This is a genomic window from Tolypothrix bouteillei VB521301, assembly GCF_000760695.4.
GTDB lineage: Bacteria > Cyanobacteriota > Cyanobacteriia > Cyanobacteriales > Nostocaceae > Scytonema > Scytonema bouteillei_A.
On sequence record NZ_JHEG04000001.1, the window covers coordinates 7,761,979 to 7,778,590 of the forward strand.

The 16,612-nt window shown below is 40.0% G+C and carries 19 protein-coding genes; 7 read left to right on the forward strand and 12 right to left on the reverse strand.

Annotated features, from left to right (window positions below; genetic code table 11):
- Window positions 1-434 precede the first annotated feature (434 nt).
- The 7 genes from HC643_RS31760 to HC643_RS31790 all read right to left on the reverse strand — a co-directional run bounded on the left by HC643_RS31760 (window position 435) and on the right by HC643_RS31790 (window position 6,266).
- Window positions 435-926 (reverse strand): quercetin 2,3-dioxygenase, encoded by a 492-nt coding sequence (locus tag HC643_RS31760; RefSeq protein ID WP_038074374.1) that lies wholly within the window; start codon window positions 924-926, stop codon window positions 435-437.
- A gap of 109 nt (window positions 927-1,035) precedes the next feature.
- Window positions 1,036-1,530 carry a hypothetical protein gene (locus HC643_RS31765; RefSeq protein WP_038074372.1) on the reverse strand — a complete coding sequence of 165 codons (495 nt, stop codon included), beginning with the start codon at window positions 1,528-1,530 and terminating at the stop codon, window positions 1,036-1,038.
- 325 nt (window positions 1,531-1,855) lie between these two features.
- Complete coding sequence (locus HC643_RS31770) at window positions 1,856-3,229, reverse strand: ABC transporter ATP-binding protein (protein WP_237265983.1); 1,374 nt, start codon at window positions 3,227-3,229, stop codon at window positions 1,856-1,858.
- Window positions 3,204-4,937: an ABC transporter permease gene (locus HC643_RS31775; RefSeq protein WP_038074370.1), complete on the reverse strand. Its 1,734-nt coding sequence runs from the start codon at window positions 4,935-4,937 to the stop codon at window positions 3,204-3,206. The genes HC643_RS31770 and HC643_RS31775 overlap by 26 nt, the downstream gene beginning before the upstream one ends.
- A 29-nt stretch (window positions 4,938-4,966) precedes the next feature.
- Window positions 4,967-5,515 carry a DUF2808 domain-containing protein gene (locus HC643_RS31780; RefSeq protein WP_038074368.1) on the reverse strand — a complete coding sequence of 183 codons (549 nt, stop codon included), beginning with the start codon at window positions 5,513-5,515 and terminating at the stop codon, window positions 4,967-4,969.
- Between the two features lie 171 nt (window positions 5,516-5,686).
- Complete coding sequence (locus HC643_RS31785; RefSeq protein ID WP_038074366.1) at window positions 5,687-5,914, reverse strand: hypothetical protein; 228 nt, start codon at window positions 5,912-5,914, stop codon at window positions 5,687-5,689.
- 106 nt (window positions 5,915-6,020) lie between these two features.
- On the reverse strand, window positions 6,021-6,266 hold the full coding sequence (locus tag HC643_RS31790) for a DUF7219 family protein (protein WP_038074363.1): 246 nt from the start codon (window positions 6,264-6,266) through the stop codon (window positions 6,021-6,023).
- A gap of 786 nt (window positions 6,267-7,052) precedes the next feature.
- On the opposite strand from HC643_RS31790, the gene HC643_RS31795 reads away from it, so the two are divergent.
- Window positions 7,053-7,466: a hypothetical protein gene (locus tag HC643_RS31795; protein WP_038074361.1), complete on the forward strand. Its 414-nt coding sequence runs from the start codon at window positions 7,053-7,055 to the stop codon at window positions 7,464-7,466.
- A 69-nt stretch (window positions 7,467-7,535) separates the two neighbouring features.
- Here the strand turns inward: HC643_RS31795 and HC643_RS31800 are convergent, their stop codons facing one another.
- The 3 genes from HC643_RS31800 to HC643_RS31810 form a co-directional block, all read right to left on the reverse strand.
- Window positions 7,536-8,210: a hypothetical protein gene (locus tag HC643_RS31800; protein ID WP_050046628.1), complete on the reverse strand. Its 675-nt coding sequence runs from the start codon at window positions 8,208-8,210 to the stop codon at window positions 7,536-7,538.
- Between the two features lie 165 nt (window positions 8,211-8,375).
- Window positions 8,376-8,813 carry a DUF1634 domain-containing protein gene (locus HC643_RS31805; protein ID WP_050046627.1) on the reverse strand — a complete coding sequence of 146 codons (438 nt, stop codon included), beginning with the start codon at window positions 8,811-8,813 and terminating at the stop codon, window positions 8,376-8,378.
- Between the two features lies 1 nt (window position 8,814).
- Window positions 8,815-9,651: a sulfite exporter TauE/SafE family protein gene (locus HC643_RS31810; RefSeq protein ID WP_050046899.1), complete on the reverse strand. Its 837-nt coding sequence runs from the start codon at window positions 9,649-9,651 to the stop codon at window positions 8,815-8,817.
- Window positions 9,652-9,807: 156 nt separating this feature from the next.
- Here HC643_RS31810 and HC643_RS31815 point away from each other — a divergent pair, with 156 nt between their 5' ends.
- The 5 genes from HC643_RS31815 (at window position 9,808) to HC643_RS31835 (ending at window position 13,987) form a co-directional block, all read left to right on the forward strand.
- On the forward strand, window positions 9,808-10,488 hold the full coding sequence (locus HC643_RS31815; protein WP_063779563.1) for a DUF1345 domain-containing protein: 681 nt from the start codon (window positions 9,808-9,810) through the stop codon (window positions 10,486-10,488).
- Between the two features lie 117 nt (window positions 10,489-10,605).
- Window positions 10,606-10,704 carry a hypothetical protein gene (locus tag HC643_RS42685; protein ID WP_137986623.1) on the forward strand — a complete coding sequence of 33 codons (99 nt, stop codon included), beginning with the start codon at window positions 10,606-10,608 and terminating at the stop codon, window positions 10,702-10,704.
- 102 nt (window positions 10,705-10,806) lie between these two features.
- A complete protein-coding gene (locus HC643_RS31825) occupies window positions 10,807-11,022 on the forward strand; it encodes a hypothetical protein (RefSeq protein WP_050046626.1) in 216 nt (71 codons plus the stop codon).
- An 822-nt stretch (window positions 11,023-11,844) separates the two neighbouring features.
- Window positions 11,845-12,882: an aliphatic sulfonate ABC transporter substrate-binding protein gene (locus HC643_RS31830; protein ID WP_038074354.1), complete on the forward strand. Its 1,038-nt coding sequence runs from the start codon at window positions 11,845-11,847 to the stop codon at window positions 12,880-12,882.
- A 91-nt stretch (window positions 12,883-12,973) separates the two neighbouring features.
- Complete coding sequence (locus HC643_RS31835) at window positions 12,974-13,987, forward strand: ABC transporter substrate-binding protein (RefSeq protein WP_237265984.1); 1,014 nt, start codon at window positions 12,974-12,976, stop codon at window positions 13,985-13,987.
- Window positions 13,988-13,998: 11 nt separating this feature from the next.
- On the opposite strand, the gene HC643_RS31840 is transcribed toward HC643_RS31835, so the two are convergent.
- On the reverse strand, window positions 13,999-14,439 hold the full coding sequence (locus HC643_RS31840) for an RrF2 family transcriptional regulator (RefSeq protein WP_237265985.1): 441 nt from the start codon (window positions 14,437-14,439) through the stop codon (window positions 13,999-14,001).
- Window positions 14,440-15,048: 609 nt separating this feature from the next.
- Window positions 15,049-15,180, reverse strand: coding sequence for a hypothetical protein (locus HC643_RS42240; RefSeq protein WP_272899976.1), 132 nt, complete (start codon window positions 15,178-15,180; stop codon window positions 15,049-15,051).
- A gap of 17 nt (window positions 15,181-15,197) precedes the next feature.
- Between HC643_RS42240 and HC643_RS31845 the strand changes: the two genes are divergently transcribed.
- Window positions 15,198-16,436 carry an acyl-CoA dehydrogenase family protein gene (locus HC643_RS31845; RefSeq protein ID WP_038074350.1) on the forward strand — a complete coding sequence of 413 codons (1,239 nt, stop codon included), beginning with the start codon at window positions 15,198-15,200 and terminating at the stop codon, window positions 16,434-16,436.
- Window positions 16,437-16,612: the final 176 nt, after the last annotated feature.

Sequence of the window (16,612 nt, forward strand, 5' to 3'; positions counted from 1 at the left end):
GCATAAATTTAAAAATTAGCAATCGAGGACCAGTAATAAATAACTAGCGATCGGTAACCAGTTATTCTCGTATCCAGGCTCAGTTTGGGAATGCATAGATCGAGGCTCCGCCTCGACTTTAATGCAGTTGACCGGACTGGGCTAACAATGCTCGCCCTATCTGATATCTTGCACCTACACCCTATAAGGGTGAGGCTATACAAATGAAGCCTGCCTACGCAGGCTATAAATTCTAATTTTTCGTGTTATTGATAAAAATATATGTTTATTAAAAATACAAAAATCTAGTATTAATACTTTGGTGCAAGATATGAACTACTTTACCTTTTTTATACTTAGCAGTGAAATTTTTGCATCAGAACTGCCTTAACTTAGATGGAGGCGGAACCTCTAGTAAGGCATTCCCAGGCGGAGCCTGGGAACGAGGGATAAGTCTAAATTGCAGAGGATGGAGAAATAATTTCCAAACCGTATTTAGGAGCCGTTAGCATTAATTTCTTAACGTCTGCGGGAGTTACAGCTGGGGGTGTAAGATTTTGCCCCGATACAGGAACACCCACTTCCATAAAGAATTCTTCCAATCCAGCTGGTGTTAACCAACACAAGAACTTAGCAGGTTTTGTACTTATGTTGCGGAAACTATGGGGCTGTCCTTTAGCAGTATGGAGGAAAGTTCCGGGTGTAGCTACAATTGTTTGTTCTCCTAGTTGGAATTCCATTTCACCTTCTTGAATGTAAAAAGCTTCATTTTCATGGGTGTGAACGTGTGGTGGAACTCCATTGTTAGGTTGCATGACAATCTCAATGAGTGCATAAGCTTTACCTGTATCTTCGCCCTTAGCTTTAAAGGTGTACAAGTCCCCAAGTACCCAGGAAGCAGAGCCTTCACTTGGTTTCATTAATAGGTTATCAGAAATAATCGTCATGGTTATTTTAGGGTGTGAGTTGTGAACAAAGGCAAAAGTACAGAGACAAAAGGTAGAAAGTTCTTCACGAACTATATATCTTTTGCCGTCTGCCTTTCTTGATAAGACATTAATAATACTGGTGGATCATAGTGACTGGAACGCAAGCCCCACTACTACAATCTTGGACATTTAATGAGCCATTATAATTTTCCTGAATCTGAAACGAATCAGGGTTGTAATTATAATTAGGAGTCCAAGTTCCTGGATAAACAGGTTGGCTACCAGACAAGATAAACCCATTTCCATTTGGGGTAAGAGTCATAGATTCTCGAGCAATGATTCGCCTTCCATTGGGAAGAACAGCATTAACTGTCATGGTGCCATAGTTGCCATTCATATGAAGCCAAGCATTTTGAGGGACTCCGTCAAAGCGCCAAAATAACCTCCAATTGCCATTAAGTGCATTATTCGCTACTCCAGGAACAACGCTAAAATTGTGAGGTTGTTCAGCCATGACTGATTTGTTCCAAGTTGCAACAGGAATAATTGCTAAAGAGGTTGTCGCTAAAGCTGTTAGACTCAATCTTTTTAGTCTTTGCATAATTTGTTTAAAATTTTTCATCTTTGTACTCCACAGTTTTTACTATGATTAACAATGAGTCGTAAAAATGATAAAAGCTTACAAAAGATTGAAAATTTATGAATTAAAAACTATTCTTAAACCTTTTTAAGCTAATTCTTACTTATCTCATTGGCTAATTTAAATATAGGTAATTAATGTCAAGAAAATGTAAATATTTGAAATGTATAATAGCTATATTTTTTCTTGCCCACCTACTTATATTACCTTGGATGTGTAGAGGCGGAGCCTCTACTAAAGCATTCCCAGGCGGAGCCACCGGAACGAGGGGAGGTTGGGGGTGCGGGGAGGTTGAGGCGGAGATAACTTAACTTGCGTCAGGTAAATACAGTAATTCTTCTCGTGCATCATACTCGAAGAGTTTTGCATAACGTCCCCAATCAACTGCAGTCGCAAATTGTCGCTCGGTTTCTTCACGCGGATAGTATTCATCTAGAAAATCTAAGAAGAAATCGGCTGACATTGTCTTATTCTGTTTTTCTTGCAGTGTCTTTACTATACTGACAATCATTGGTACGTTTGCGATCGCTTGTTGCTGAAACAGTTCTTTGCTCCAGAGAATTGTTGCTGTGGCAAAGTCTCGTCCAATTTCTGTGAGTTGGATGTCTCCTTGAACAACTTCGGCAAAACCTAGTAATTCTGCTGCGTCTAAAATTGGTAGTAAGTCATCAACGTTGAGTTGCAATCGTTCTGCTAGGCGTGATATGTCATCTCGTCCGTGTGGCTGTTCTAATATGAGTTCTACTAAACCACTGATACCACCAACTCTTGCATGGGGTAACGGTTGTGCATAAGGAGAACGTGTTTGATTTTTGAATATAGAGTTTGTTGTATCGACTTCTCCAGTGACTTCAACATCTGGATTAGTCATGACAGTATATATATAGTCTACTAGTGCTTTAAAGCGGGGATGGGTGCGCTGGTGCGGTCTGGGTAAATTGATAGTAACTTCACCTCGAATATGACCTGGTTTGGCTCCTAGAATAATGACTCTATCGGCTAACTGTACAGCTTCTTCGATATTATGGGTCACAATCAAGATACTTTTAGATGGAAATAGATTTGCATTCCATAAATCATCGATTTCTCCGCGTAGGTTTTCTGCGGTTAATACATCAAGAGCGCTAAAGGGTTCGTCCATAAATAAGACTTTTGGCTCTATGACAAAAGCTCTGGCAAACCCTACTCTTTGTTTCATTCCTCCAGATAACTCTTTTGGATAAGCATTTTCAAAGCCGTCTAAACCGACTAAATTTATTGCTTGAAAGGAACGTTCTTGACGTTCTTTCCGACTTACACCTCGTGCTTGAAGCCCCACTTCTACATTTTCTAATACTGTTAGCCAAGGTAGCAGGGCAAAACTTTGAAAAACCATTGCGACTTCTTGATTGGAACCACGCAAAGGTTTACCACTACTGAATACGCACCCTTCGCTTGGTGGAATTAAACCAGCCATGATACGTAATAAGGTGCTTTTTCCACTACCACTTCGCCCTAATAATGCGACGACTTCACCTGCTTTAATTGTTAAGTTAATGTTGCGAAGAACTGTAAACTCACTTTTGCTTTCTGGGAGAGAAAAAGTTTTACTGACTTGTTCGACGGCAATCAGAATGCTATCTATTTGTTGTGCGATCGCCATTTTTCTATCTCCTTTAAAGATGATATTTGTTTTCTGCAAGTTGGTACAAGCGTCTCCAAACCAGTTGATTCATCCCAATAACGTACAAACTCATCATCCCAACTCCCAAAGTGATGCGAGACCAATCTCCCACGGTTGTTGCTTGGGCAATATATGCGCCCAATCCACGGGCGGTGAGAGTTGTTTGTCCCCAAGAAACAACTTCAGAAACAATGCTGGCATTCCAAGCACCCCCTACAGCTGTAATACCACCTGTGATCCATGCAGAAAAAATACTGGGAAGGATTAATTTACGCCACAGTAACCCATTGCGTAATCCCACATCTGATGCCATTTCTCTCAAATCTGTTGGGACGCTCATTGCTCCTGCGATCGCATTAAATAAGATATACCATTGTGCTCCCAGGGACATTAATAAAATGCTCCCCCAATCCAAGCTAATATTGGCGCGAATGAAGAAAAGCGTAGCAAAGGGAAAGATAAAGTTTGCAGGAAAAGATGCCAAAAACTGGACGACTGGTTGCAATAAATTTGCTAATTTGGGGTTAAAGCCAATAGCGACACCAACAGGTGTCCAAATTAACGTTCCTATAACTAGGACTATTAATACTCTTCCAAGAGTTAAGAGTCCGAGTAAAAAGGTCTTAAAGACTTCGCTTAGCCCAACGGTTGCAAGAATAAAATGTACTCCAGCAACTAATAAAGCTCCAACCAGTAGCAGTAATATTAAATTGTAGATGCGATCGCTCCACTGTTGCCCAGTCGTCTCGCGGGGTTGAAACGATCTAGGCGGTGTCAGAAAAGACATAAAGCGGTTAAAAATTTCTCCTATGGGAGCAAAAATCTGACGCATCAGACGCAACAATCGAGCAGCTTTGAGTAGATCCAGCAGCCAAGACTCAGTACCAGTAGTTGTCACACTTTGTTCCAATCGAAACTTCTGTGCCCAAGCATTTAGAGGACTCCAGAACAAGCGATCGACCAACACAATGACCACAATAATAGTTAGGAGCGCCCAACCCAAAGCGGATAAATCCTTAGCAGCCACTGCTGCTGCTACATAAGAGCCAATCCCAGGTAACGTATATTTTTGATTCAGTACGCTGATATTTTCGCTAACAGCAACAAAAAACCAGCCACCCCCAAAGCTCATCATCGCATTCCAAAGCAGAGCGATGGTAGCATTTGGTAACTCCAGTTGAGTAAACCGTTGCCAACCTGTAAATTGATAGAGAGTAGCAGCCTCATCTAGCTCGTGAGGAACCATTTTTAAAGACTGGTAAAACGAGAACGTCATGTTCCATGCTTGACTTGTGAAGATAGCAAAAATACATGCAGCCTCTAAACCTAAAAGACTACCGGGAAACAAAGCAATAAACCCTGTTACCGTAACAGAAAGAAATCCCAATACTGGAACAGATTGTAAAATATCCAGTAACGGTACCATGATGCGTTCGGCATAGCGGTTGCGAGCCGCAACATAACCGTAGACTAAAGCAAATATCGTCGAACAGAACAAGGCAATAAACATCCGTAACGTTGAACGTCCGGCATAATAAGGCAAGTAGTGTGGATCGAGACTGATGCTCGGGACTGTATTAGGCGGTACAAAAGGTACAAACGTTCCTTGACTTATATAAGCAATAACACCCAATAAAACTAAAGTACCAAGAGTAACCGCAACGTCGGACAAACCACAAGAGAAACGTTGAAGCGTTTCAGGAGATGGAAAAGTTTTTTGTAACATAGGAAAACGGTCACCGATTACTAATTTGGCTAGCGACTAAAAAACTCTAATCGACCAAAACCTAAAAACTGTCCGTGGGCTTTATTTCCTTGAGGAAACGCTTCAATACCAAATAAATAGGTTCCGCTTTCAGAAGGATTTTGCAAAGGTTGCACGCCAATTGTTACACTTGAGCCAGGATTTACTGGAGACGCAAAAATAATAGAAATTGTTTGTGTCTTTTTATCATAAGTGACTTGTTCGAGTGATAAACGTTGTTGATGATTGTCATTTTGGAAAGCTACAACGTTTTTTAGATTAAATTGAATGTTAACTTCTCCTTTTTTCTGAGTAAGATTGATTTTCTTTAATGGTTCGTCAGCGATGTCAGGTATATTAACATTAAAGAAATAAGTTGCATCTTTGCTATTAACCGTATTATCACTGGTTTCCACTTTTCCCAAGCTAGGAGGTTCATTAAAATAAACAGTTCCGTCATCTAATTGAACTGCTTTGCCTGTAGGAACTAGTATTAAACTAGTTCCTAGAATAATAATTAAAGTATATGTAAGCGATCCTATATTTCTAATAATTTTCATTTTCAACCTCGGAAATTGATGACTGAATTTTTCAATGAACGGGCGCGAAGAATGCCCATCTTACAATAAGTCAATTTCTGCAATATGCAAGCAAGTCATGTTATTATCTACACACTAGATAAGATCGCTAAGTCAACAGTAAAATTAACGCGCAGATTTCGATAACTGATACTATGACTCACGTTTGGCTGGTAACTGCCAAATTTCTTCTAAAGCTTCGATTTGCTCGAAGTGTGTTGATGCGGGCATTTGTTGTTCTTCTGTCAGTTCCCAAATTTGTTCTAAGGTCTTTATGTGCTGAAATCGTATTAAACTTTGGTAATTTCTATACCAAAACCCGATGCAGATAAGACTCAAACATGACAGAAATAGAAAAATAAGGTTAAGATTGCTATTCATTCGATAAATTATGTTATTGGAGTTTTACACGTAAATGCATTCTTGTGAAATTATTGATTTTTCAGTTCAATAATTGCGTAGTAAGCAAATGGTAAATTTCCAAGATTCATGAAATGTTATCTTTACCAATTTCCAGTGTTGAATAGCTAAACTCTAACTGTTTCCAAAGATTTTTAATTTGTTGGTACGCTTCTTGAGAAGATATTTTTCCAGCAGTCTCTAAATTGGAAATATAACTAACTTTTGTTGTAAATTCTTGTAAATTGGCGTTAAATACTAGAGCTTGCGGTGTGAATTTACCATGATAGCGAAATTGAGGATAAAGAAGGTTTTGTTTATCTTGCTGTTTCATATCTCCTCCTTTGAGTTGTTAGCTGTCATTTTTCGTTATCTCTAGTTTTGTTCATACCTGAAAGAAATGGGGTTAAGATGAGCAAGTTATGGGAAAAGTTAAGGACAACTTAGAAGTTTAAGATTTACAGCGGATTTCAACTTGGTGAGGTACAAAAATTACCCCCTCTGTCTCCCCCTAGTAAGGTTACGATGGTGTACAGATTTCTAGAAAAGAGATGAAACATCGTCAAAAGAGAGAATTGGAATGAAGTTCCCCCCAATGTATCGGGGGGTTAGGGGGGATCGAAACCGCAATGAATGCACTCTGTAAGACTTCGTACACCACCGTAGCTTGGTAAGGGGGGATGAAAGGGTGTACCTCATTCAGATGCAAAGCGCTGTAAATACTCTGGAGCAGGCAATACTAGCCTTGACCGGGCTAGCATTGCCTACCCATTTGAACTTTGGATACGATCGCCAAAATCCTCCTATGCATCAGCCTTTTAAGCAATAGGATTGTGGATGAGATATCCCGTGTTTGGCCAGGTTTTGCCTGTATAGCTGCGAATTATATTTGCAAAGGCTGAATGAAATTTGACATCAAGAGCAGAAACAATTGCTACGTATTTTCTCACCTAACATTTAGGATTGCTATAGTTCAAAAATTAAATAGAATGGGCTTATCTTATCTTTCCTCATTCTTGACTTTCAACATTTAAATTTTAAGTACAACTTCATAAGATTTGATGCAAGTATTAGCTGAGCAAATCTAACCCAATCATTTCAAACTTTAAAGGAGAATGCTATGAAACAGATACTAAAAGGCGCGATCGCTGCTGGAATTTTTGGTTTGGAAATTGTTGGAGCAACAACGATTCCAACGGGTGCGGCTGGTGCTAATGAACTTCCCCCGCAACAAATTGAGTTTGCTCCAGGAACTACCTCAACATTTATTCAATCTAGTATGCCTGCCTGCGGTCAACGTACATATATATTAAGAGCTAGAGCGGGACAGTTTATGTCAGTGAATGTCAACTCGACTCCCTCTCGAGATACTCTAACAGTGTATGGGCTTGATGGAACTCTATTAAGTAACGGAAGCAAAACTGGTAGCAATATTTATTACGGACATTTGCCAATGTCAGAGAACTACAAGCTTGTTATCGATAACCCGTCATCGCAATGGACTAGATACAACATGACGGTTGCTATTAAGTAGTCTCTTTTCCTAAAAAAAGAGCTAAGAGATCGCGTTGCAGGGGTACTATAGATACACCCCTGCAAGCTTTTAATCAATTGCCACTAGATCTTTTAACGCTTCTACTGTACGTTTGCCTAAATGCCATGTTTGTATTTCTCCATTGTTAAACATCAATCGCATCTGAAGATTGTGGTTTGGTAATTGAGCGATGTCATTCGAGAGTTGAGAAATATCAAACTGACTGAATCCCCCACTAGCAGTTGATGGAGGTATATAAACAGGATCTTCATCGCCCCAAAAAGGGTTATCCCAAAAATTATCAGCCCAAAGAGCATCAAAGGATTCGTAATACCCAGGTCTGGTGATTTTTGTGTGAGCGCTATCTGCTTTCACAAGTTGATTGATGGTTAGCAAGGGCTGATTATTATCCATAAGCGTTATTCCAGTTAAATAAGCACTTGGATTTGCAATGTATTTATCGTGTAAGGCATAATTGATAGTAACTTGTATGTCATTGTTGATAGGGTTTTTACTCCAAAGAGTAAAGACACCAACAGATGAATCGCCACTGGTAAAATCTTTGTCTTTAACAGCATAAACTGAGCCAGTAGTAAATAATTTACTATATGGAGCCTTTGCAAAGGAAGTAGCTTGTACTGGAACTTCTGCTGCTATAGTCAAACGTGGACCTAATGCTAGGCTACAGGATAGGAACAAGCTACTAGTAATAATTAGTTTCGATATTTGTTTTGTAAAAACCATAGTTAGAAAACTCCTTTCACTGATTAAATGGCTAATTATGTAACGTAGGGTAGCAAGATCTTGCGCTCCTACGGTGTGCTTTATCTTTCTCTTTAAGTATCTTTGCTTTTTTAGTGTTGTGGAGTGAAGATTGATAACTTAGAAAAAAGTTAGAGATTTTTTAATTTACTTTGTTAAAAGCAAACTATGAATTAAAACTATAAGTACAATGAGAGAGATCGCTGTATAAAGTGAATCTTTTTGTTTCCAGAATGCAAAGACCGAAAAGCCCACTCGTATTACGGGAGTGAAAATCAGCAATAGAATGCCCAGTTGAATAATTCCTTGTCCTCGCAATACTAAAACATCGTGTAAAATTCCTGGAAACTGGCGTAAATCAGCTGGTTCTCCATAGAAAATGTGGTCTTTAGGTATGCCAGTACCATTAAGAACTAAGTAAATTACTCCTCCTATTATGATGATTGTTGCTGCTAAAGTAACTCCTACAAATAAAAGGTTGCTAACCTTAATTTCAATTTGTGAATCTGTCCAGTTAGAATATAATTGCTGTGAGAGTATTTTTTTGGAGGAGGAACGGCGTAAATACTTTGTAAATTGAGCCATACTAAAGATCTCCCGTAAATCCTTTGTAAATCATCTGAACGCCAATTGTTAGAATGAGTATGCTAAAGATTGCATGAAGCATTTTTGTGTTGAGTTTTACTAATAATCTGGCTCCGTACCAGGCTCCTAGCAAAACCCCCAAGACAACAGGCATACATAATTCAGGATCGATATATCCCCTACTAAAGTAAATTCCAGCACTAGCTGCTGCAGTCACTCCAATCATGAAGTTACTAGTTGTAGTAGAAACTTTGAACGGCAATTGCATCACTCGATCCATTGCAAGCACCTTAAGTGCGCCAGAACCAATGCCGAGTAATCCAGAAGTTATACCTGCAACTATCATGAGGAGAAAACCTCCAAGAACGTTCTGAACACAATATGCTTCATCTCCATCTAGTGTGGGATAACTACCATTAAGTTTCAAACGTGTTGCTAGAGGATTTGTGGGGAAACTGATTGCGTGCTTTAAGTGAGGTTGGTTGGCAAGATAATTTGAAATTAGCAACATGGCTCCAAATACAATTGCAATAATTCTTGTAGGTGCGATCGCTGCAACTGATGCGCCAAAAACTGCTCCAAAAGTGGTTGCTATTTCTAACAACATTCCAAGGCGAATATTTGTGTAGCCTTGACGAACATAGGCGATCGCAGCTCCAGAAGAAGTAGCAATGACAGAAACCAAAGAAGCTCCAATGGCATAGCGGATATCAACGCCAAATCCTAAAGTCAGCATTGGTACCAAAATGACTCCTCCCCCCAACCCACTTAAAGAACCTAACAATCCAGCTAGTATGGAGCAGATACCTACTACTAAAGTGAATTCAAGATTGTTCATAAATGAAGCCAACATGATGGTCGCTTTTCATGTGTTCAATCGTCTGTTAAATTGCGACATGGTTCCAGGCAAGATAGCCCACTTAGTAATAAGTTAGAGATTGAGGCAAAGTATGTATCGTGAATTTATAAAATTGAGGCAATAGCTGTGAAATATATGTCTGGAGCAAAGGCAATTGGTTTTTTAAATAATAGACTCAAATTAATTATTTCCATTGCAGTTGCCCTGTTAGTTTATATACTTGTACTGAAAATTATTCTACGACCAGCAACATCAATACTAATAGCTTGGAACTCAGGAGCAATTTGTTTTCTCATTTTAATATTTTTAATGATACTCCAAGCCACTCCGGAAAGAATGCGTCTTTTAGCTAAGCGTCAGTATCAAAAGCGATGGGCTTTGATGACATTTGTTATATGTTCAGCTTGTAGCAGCTTATTAGCTATTATTTATATGCTTGCAGACACGAAAGGGTTGTCAGAGTTTTTCAAGACTCTACACGTTATATTGGCAGGAGTAACAGTCATCAGTTCCTGGGTATTAATACATACTACCTTTGCTTTGCGATACGCGCATATGTACTACTACGGCCATGAAAATAGTACGAATCTTAGCAATCAAGCAATTACCAGTTTAGATTTTCCTGACGAAGAACAACCAGATTACTGGGACTTTTTATATTTTTCCTTTGTTATTGGCATGACTTGTCAGGTTTCCGATGTTCCTGTACGCTCGCGCAGTATGAGACGTTTGACTCTCGTACACAGTATATTAACGTTTTTTTTCAACACGATTATTTTGGCGCTGAGTATTAATATAATAGCAGGGCTTATATAGTGGTCCCCCTTTGGTGTGAGGTACATATTCAAGACTAGTAACCTTGCGGTACACGGATTTAGGTGTACCGCAAGGTTACTTAGGAAACGCTATATAGCCGACTAATAAGTTACTTATCTGTTTCTTGCCTTTATACCTGTAATAATTGATTCTTGCCTTAAGTTTTGGCTTTTTCAAGACTTACAGCTTATATACTCTTTCAACAAGTATGTCTGAAAAAAAGAATCTGTTGGGATTTACGTGTTAGCACCGATCTCTTTTTTCATATCCTGTCACTAACTTTAAAGGAACATACGGGAACAACTAGGAGAAGAAGCAATGATTGTATCAGTACAAAATCATGTTCAAACACATAAAAATGTTACAAAACTATACAATCACTCTGAAGCTTCCGTAGCTCCAGAGCCTATTGAATTTAGCGGGACTAACGACATCAGTGAGATTTATCAAACTACTGGATTTTTTTTCTTAGTCTTTCTATTAATTAACTATTTTATTGCTAAATACTTGTACAGAAAGCAATGCGAACAGTAAACGACAGATGGGACAGTTACGAGTTAAAAACCTTTCAATGAAAAACTCTCCAATTTGTGAGTGAGACGCTGCTCAGAAGATGTCTCTCGAAATATCAGATTTTATGCACGAGCCCCCTAGGATATGTTTTCAAAGTTTGAGTCCTCCATTTCCCTTCATCAAGGATACCGTTCAAAAGTCGGATTTACCTCCCTTAATCACCCTGATGTATTAGGGGTCACAAGAAGTTAAGCTACTTCCCCTTTCACGGGTGGAGGGTTAGGGTAGGGTAAACTTGAGGTTACAACTTCCTTGAGGAAACTATTTCAGAGGTTTGTAAAACCTAGCCTTAAAAAGGGGAGAAATATTCTCAAAATCCTCTTTTTTAAGGGGAGTGTGGAGCGAGTGTGAATTTAGGGGCCGTGCGAAACTTTGATACATCACTAAAAATTTTACAAATATCTTCATAGATCTGTAAAATCGGTAGATTTGAATTCATACTGTCACGCTTTACCAGTTAAAATCAGCCAAAATAAACCTTGGAAAGAATTTTGAGGTAAGGTCCGTTTTGGCTTCATCGAACTCACGTTAAGTTAAGATCTGTTGCAAAAGGTTGGTTAGTAACAGCTTCAAACCAAAGCGCTCGGGTTTCAGTCCTAGCTTATCCAAAAAACTCAACAAAACTCAACTTGATTTTTCTATTTATTTATGCAAAAGTCTTGTTTAGTAAAATACGGTTTGTCAGTAGAGATATAGTAATTAACTTTTATCTCACCCAGATCGTTAATATAAGTGCTTTAGCTAATTAAGCTCCTATTCATTGATATTGAGGAGTGAATTGTCATGATTCCTTTACAACAGAGCCGCTTTCGGTACAGCAGCTTGTTATTTGCAATTTTTTGCATTAGCTTTATGGCATCTGGTTGCACCCAAACGGCTGTGAATGGTGCCGATCGCTCGGCCAATTCTTCTACCAAACCCGTTAGCACTCAAACTCAAGAAAAAAATAACGTGATTCGGTTGGGCTATCAAAAAGGAGGCATTATCCCGATCGCGCGTCAGCGTGGAGAATTAGAACGCGAGTTAGGATCTCAAAATATCAAGGTTGAATGGAGCGGTCCATTTGACCGATGTGCTACACTTCTCCAATCTCTCAATGGTAATCGGGCTGACATTGGTGGCTGTGGTGATATCCCTTCTATTTCTGGAATTGCTGCCAAACAACCGCTTTGTATTGGCTCTGTACAGAGGCCCAAACTCGATGCTTTAAGCAATGCCATCCTAGTCCGTGGAAATTCATCTATCCGCAAACCTGCTGATTTGATTGGTAAAAAAGTAGCAGTGAATCAAGGAGGTGCGGGTGAGTATTTGTTATTAAAAGTTTTGGAAAAAGAGAACATACCTAAAGAAAAAGTACAGCGCGTTTACTTGTCACCTAATGATGCTGCACCAGCTCTCTACCAAAGCTCTGTTGATGCTTGGGCTGTGTGGGAACCCTATGTTTCCATTGCAGAACTAGAGCATAGCGCAAGAAGAATTACTACAACGCATCCAGCTCCTACCTACGGCATTATGGTTGTGCGGAGCGGAGCCGTTAGTGAAAATCCAACTGCTGTCAAAGCTGCTCTGATTGCTTTAAGTAAAGATGGTGAGTGGTTGAATCAAAACACCACAGCTGCAGCCGATTTTATGGTCAAAGAACTGAAAGTCTCAAAGGCTGTAGCCAAGCAAGCAACTAAGAATCGAGGTCCGGAATCATACACTTTTCCCACTCCGGAAGATATAGCCAATCTTCAAAAAACTGCTGATTGGTTATTAGAGCAAAAGATTATTCCCCAACGAGTCGATATTTCTGCTGCGGTGTGTCCGCTTGGTACTTAATTGCGTAAGTTTGCCACAGATCCTCACTACTGCTCAAATCTTTAGGGGCAGAATTTATCAGCTTGTCTCTATATTTTAAGGAAGAATAAACGTGTCTTACCAGCAAAGGCTCTTTTCGAGCGCAGTGTTAATGTTAACTCTCAGTTGCTATGTAACGTTGGCGATCGCATTTAGTACTCGTAGCAATTCTCAAAATGCCGCGCCTGCTAATTTAGCAAATGTAACGCTGCGTGTTGCTAAGTACAAAGGTGGTTGGGATCTCCAGCTTAAACTAGCTGGGCTAGATAAGTTTCCCTATCAAGTTAAGTACTCAGAGTTTACAGGTGGAAATTTAATGGTACAAGCAATTAACGCAAATGCTATTGATATTGCATCCGCCAGTGAAATTCCACCTATTTTTGCAGCGAACTCCCAAGCGTCAGTAAAAATAATTGCAACCACCAAAGGACCAACTGTAGGTCAAGTTGTGTTAGTGCCAAAAAACTCTAGGGCAAAGACAATCGCCGATCTTAAAGGCAAAAAAGTGGGTTATGTCAAAGCGACAACCGCTCATTATTTTCTAATTCGGATGTTGGAACAAGTCGGTTTGACAATTAAGGATGTCAATGCCATTCCTTTGTCTATCCCCGACGGGCTTTCTGCCTTTAGAAAGGGAGATCTTGATGCTTGGGCAACTTACGGTTACTCAATCCCACAAGCTCAGAAAGATGGTGCTAGGGTTCTCAAGTCAGCTAAAGACATTTTAAGCGGTAACTTCGTTATTATAGCAGCACCCAGTGCCATCGCCGATCCAAATAAGAAGGCAGCAATTTCCGACTTTCTATGTCGAATTAAAAAATCTCAAGTTTGGCGCGACTCCAATATTAGGGCTTGGTCCAAAAACTATGCTTCTGCCATTAATGTTGATGAAAATATTGTCTACCAGGATGCCCAGGAAGGATTGCAACAGCGCCGCTTTCAGTTGTTACCTATCTCAAAAAGCGCGATCGCATCCCAGCAAAAGGTTGCAGACACTTTTTACAAAGCTAGTGTTATCCCATCAAAGGTTGATGTACAACCTTTATGGGATAATACTTTTAACGAGGCAATCTCCAAGTGCAACTAAACTAGTTGCCGTTAAATATAGTACATGGGCACTCTTCTCAGAATTTCTTGTCGGTGATACAGGTCTGAGAGTGTATACTTCTGAAAAGTCGAAAAAGCAGCTTGATACATTTCAACCCGTAAATTTTGTATCAAAATTTTCTCTATTGTTTTAGATGAAGTAGATTTTGGTGGTACAAGAGTTTTTGATTCTTCAATACAATTAAAAACATCCAAAATTGTAATATCTTCAGGTTCTCGCGCTAAAAAATAGCCGCCCTGCGAGCCACGTATGCTTTTGATTAAACCACCACGTTTTAAAGTTGTTAACAGTGATTCCAAATTGCGATTGCCTAAACCTTGTAGTGCTTCTATCTCGTGCGTTTGCAATGGTTCGCTGCTGCCATGATTTTTTGTCAGTGCTAATAAAGCTAGTATTGAATATTTAAATTTGTTAGTTAGCTGCATTGCCATAATAAAAGTTTTCCCTTATGTTTAGTCGCGAATTATATGAACTACAACTTATAGATTGACAAAAAAATGTTTATATGAATTCCAATCTATTTTCCATCCAGATATATTAGAATCAATTGCTTTGCTCGGTTCAATATAGCAGTCCTAAATGAAATATAAGAATAAGAGTGAAGACTGTTAATGGCTAATTGCCTATTGACCATTAGCAATTAGCAATCCAAATTTTTTACAAATGATTTAGGATTGCTATATGTCTATTTCCTATATTCCATATCAATTATCTGTAGTCTTCTTAAGACTACAAATAAAAAGTGAGGAACTGGTGAGGTATTTGTAAAGATAGGTAAAAGCGTTGTTAATCGCTTGGGGTATCTAACAATTTAATTTTCTTAAGAAAACCTTTTTTTTAGATATTCAATAATATATTACTATAAATTGATAGAATTACAGTAGTTTTTACAAAAATATCGTATAATATAGAGGAGTGTAAGCAATCAACTTCTACCACCTGTACCTCCAGTCAGAATTCATCGTTCGATCGCTCAGTTAGCCATTTAATTACCTACTCAGTGAAGACAGCATCACTCAAAGTAGGATCTCGAAATACGACTACTGAAGATATTTTAACGCTCCCAATATCCAAAACTCATAAATTGCTTGTTGCTCCAAGTTAAAGGATTGTATCAACACCTGTCTTGAGACGATCGCACCCGCGTTTTCATCTGAATTGTCAGCAACCATAGATAAAGAGAACAACAATGAACAAGATTGCCCAAAAAGTTCTAGAAACCACAGTTGAGTTCTCTGCTCCTGTCACGGCAAACTCGCCGGAACTCCAACAGCTTTTCGATTTTATCGCTTTGGGGGCTGCCGAGCGGGATCGCGATCGCATCCTTCCTTTCGACGTTATCGAACTGCTCCGTCGTTCGCGACTGGGTGCATTGCGAATCCCTATTGCTGAAGGAGGTGGTGGTAGTACCGTGCGGGATCTGTTCGAGGTCGCGATTCGATTGGGAGACGCCGATCCAAACGTTGCTCACATTCTGCGGAATCACTTCACTGTCATCGAGCGGATTTTGCGTTCCGAGCGCAGCGAAAGAAATCGTCGGTGGTTAAAGGCAGTCGTTGATGGAGCATTTTTTGGATTTGCTGGGAGCGAACTGGAAGTCAAGCGAGCCGGGAGCGGCACAGTGGTGAATACAAAATTGACACCTGATGACGGTGGCTATCGTTTGAATGGAGCGAAGTATTACAGCACTGGCAGCCTTTATGCAGACTTCGTAGCTGTGCGTTTGTTAGTACCTGATGGGACTTCAGCAACTGCCATTGTACCAACCAAACGAGAGGGGGTTGAGCTTGTAGACGACTGGGATGGCTTCGGACAAAGGCTGACGGGGACTGGAACAACTGTATTCACAAATGTACGCGTAGAGGCTGATGAAGTGGTGTTTGATACTGACCCAGATAACAGTCTCCTAACCTACAATGCTACCGTCCCGCAGTTGTTCCTCACTGCAATTAACGCTGGTATTATTCGCAATGTTCTCCGCGACGCAATTAACCTCGTCCACAAACGACCCAGAACTTTTTACCATTCTACAGCCGAGCGAGCAGCAGATGACCCGCTCATACAGCAGACAGTCGGTCAAATTGCTGCTAATGCCTTTGCCGCCGAAGCGATCGTCCTATGCGCCGCTGACGGTCTCGATGACATCATTACCGCACGAGCCAAAGGCAAGGATGAATCAGCCGCTTCTCTTGAGGCTTCTCTGCGGGCAAGCAAGGCAAAATTGGTTGTTGATGAACTGACACTGCGCTCAACTACTTTGTTATTTGAAGTGGGTGGAGCTTCCACAACGAAAAAGGCTTACAATTTCGACCGTCACTGGCGCAATGCCCGCACCTTGTCCTCACACAACCCTGCTTCCCTCAAAGCTCGCGCAATCGGCAACTACGAAATTAATGGCACACCTCTGCCAACAGCCGCATTTTTTTAAGGCAGAAGCTCCATTGACTCGGGTTGAATTCAGAGAAGCGAAGGAAGCTCTAAATCTCGCTTCCTTTAGATACTGCTATCACATAAATTACCCAGTCATTTCAGCTGTCGCTCGACCGGAAAAGTCTTTCTGGGAAATTAAATTATTATCACATTATCTTAAGTCACCATAATACA

Coding starts and splice junctions, on each gene's coding strand:
- HC643_RS31760 (WP_038074374.1), bottom strand. CDS start 926: ATGACGATTATTTCTGATAACCTATTAATGAAACCAAGTGAAGGCTCT.
- HC643_RS31765 (WP_038074372.1), bottom strand. CDS start 1,530: ATGAAAAATTTTAAACAAATTATGCAAAGACTAAAAAGATTGAGTCTA.
- HC643_RS31775 (WP_038074370.1), bottom strand. CDS start 4,937: ATGTTACAAAAAACTTTTCCATCTCCTGAAACGCTTCAACGTTTCTCT.
- HC643_RS31780 (WP_038074368.1), bottom strand. CDS start 5,515: ATGAAAATTATTAGAAATATAGGATCGCTTACATATACTTTAATTATT.
- HC643_RS31785 (WP_038074366.1), bottom strand. CDS start 5,914: ATGAATAGCAATCTTAACCTTATTTTTCTATTTCTGTCATGTTTGAGT.
- HC643_RS31790 (WP_038074363.1), bottom strand. CDS start 6,266: ATGAAACAGCAAGATAAACAAAACCTTCTTTATCCTCAATTTCGCTAT.
- HC643_RS31795 (WP_038074361.1), top strand. CDS start 7,053: ATGAAACAGATACTAAAAGGCGCGATCGCTGCTGGAATTTTTGGTTTG.
- HC643_RS31800 (WP_050046628.1), bottom strand. CDS start 8,210: ATGGTTTTTACAAAACAAATATCGAAACTAATTATTACTAGTAGCTTG.
- HC643_RS31805 (WP_050046627.1), bottom strand. CDS start 8,813: ATGGCTCAATTTACAAAGTATTTACGCCGTTCCTCCTCCAAAAAAATA.
- HC643_RS31810 (WP_050046899.1), bottom strand. CDS start 9,651: ATGAACAATCTTGAATTCACTTTAGTAGTAGGTATCTGCTCCATACTA.
- HC643_RS31815 (WP_063779563.1), top strand. CDS start 9,808: ATGTCTGGAGCAAAGGCAATTGGTTTTTTAAATAATAGACTCAAATTA.
- HC643_RS31825 (WP_050046626.1), top strand. CDS start 10,807: ATGATTGTATCAGTACAAAATCATGTTCAAACACATAAAAATGTTACA.
- HC643_RS31830 (WP_038074354.1), top strand. CDS start 11,845: ATGATTCCTTTACAACAGAGCCGCTTTCGGTACAGCAGCTTGTTATTT.
- HC643_RS31840 (WP_237265985.1), bottom strand. CDS start 14,439: ATGGCAATGCAGCTAACTAACAAATTTAAATATTCAATACTAGCTTTA.
- HC643_RS42240 (WP_272899976.1), bottom strand. CDS start 15,180: ATGGTTGCTGACAATTCAGATGAAAACGCGGGTGCGATCGTCTCAAGA.
- HC643_RS31845 (WP_038074350.1), top strand. CDS start 15,198: ATGAACAAGATTGCCCAAAAAGTTCTAGAAACCACAGTTGAGTTCTCT.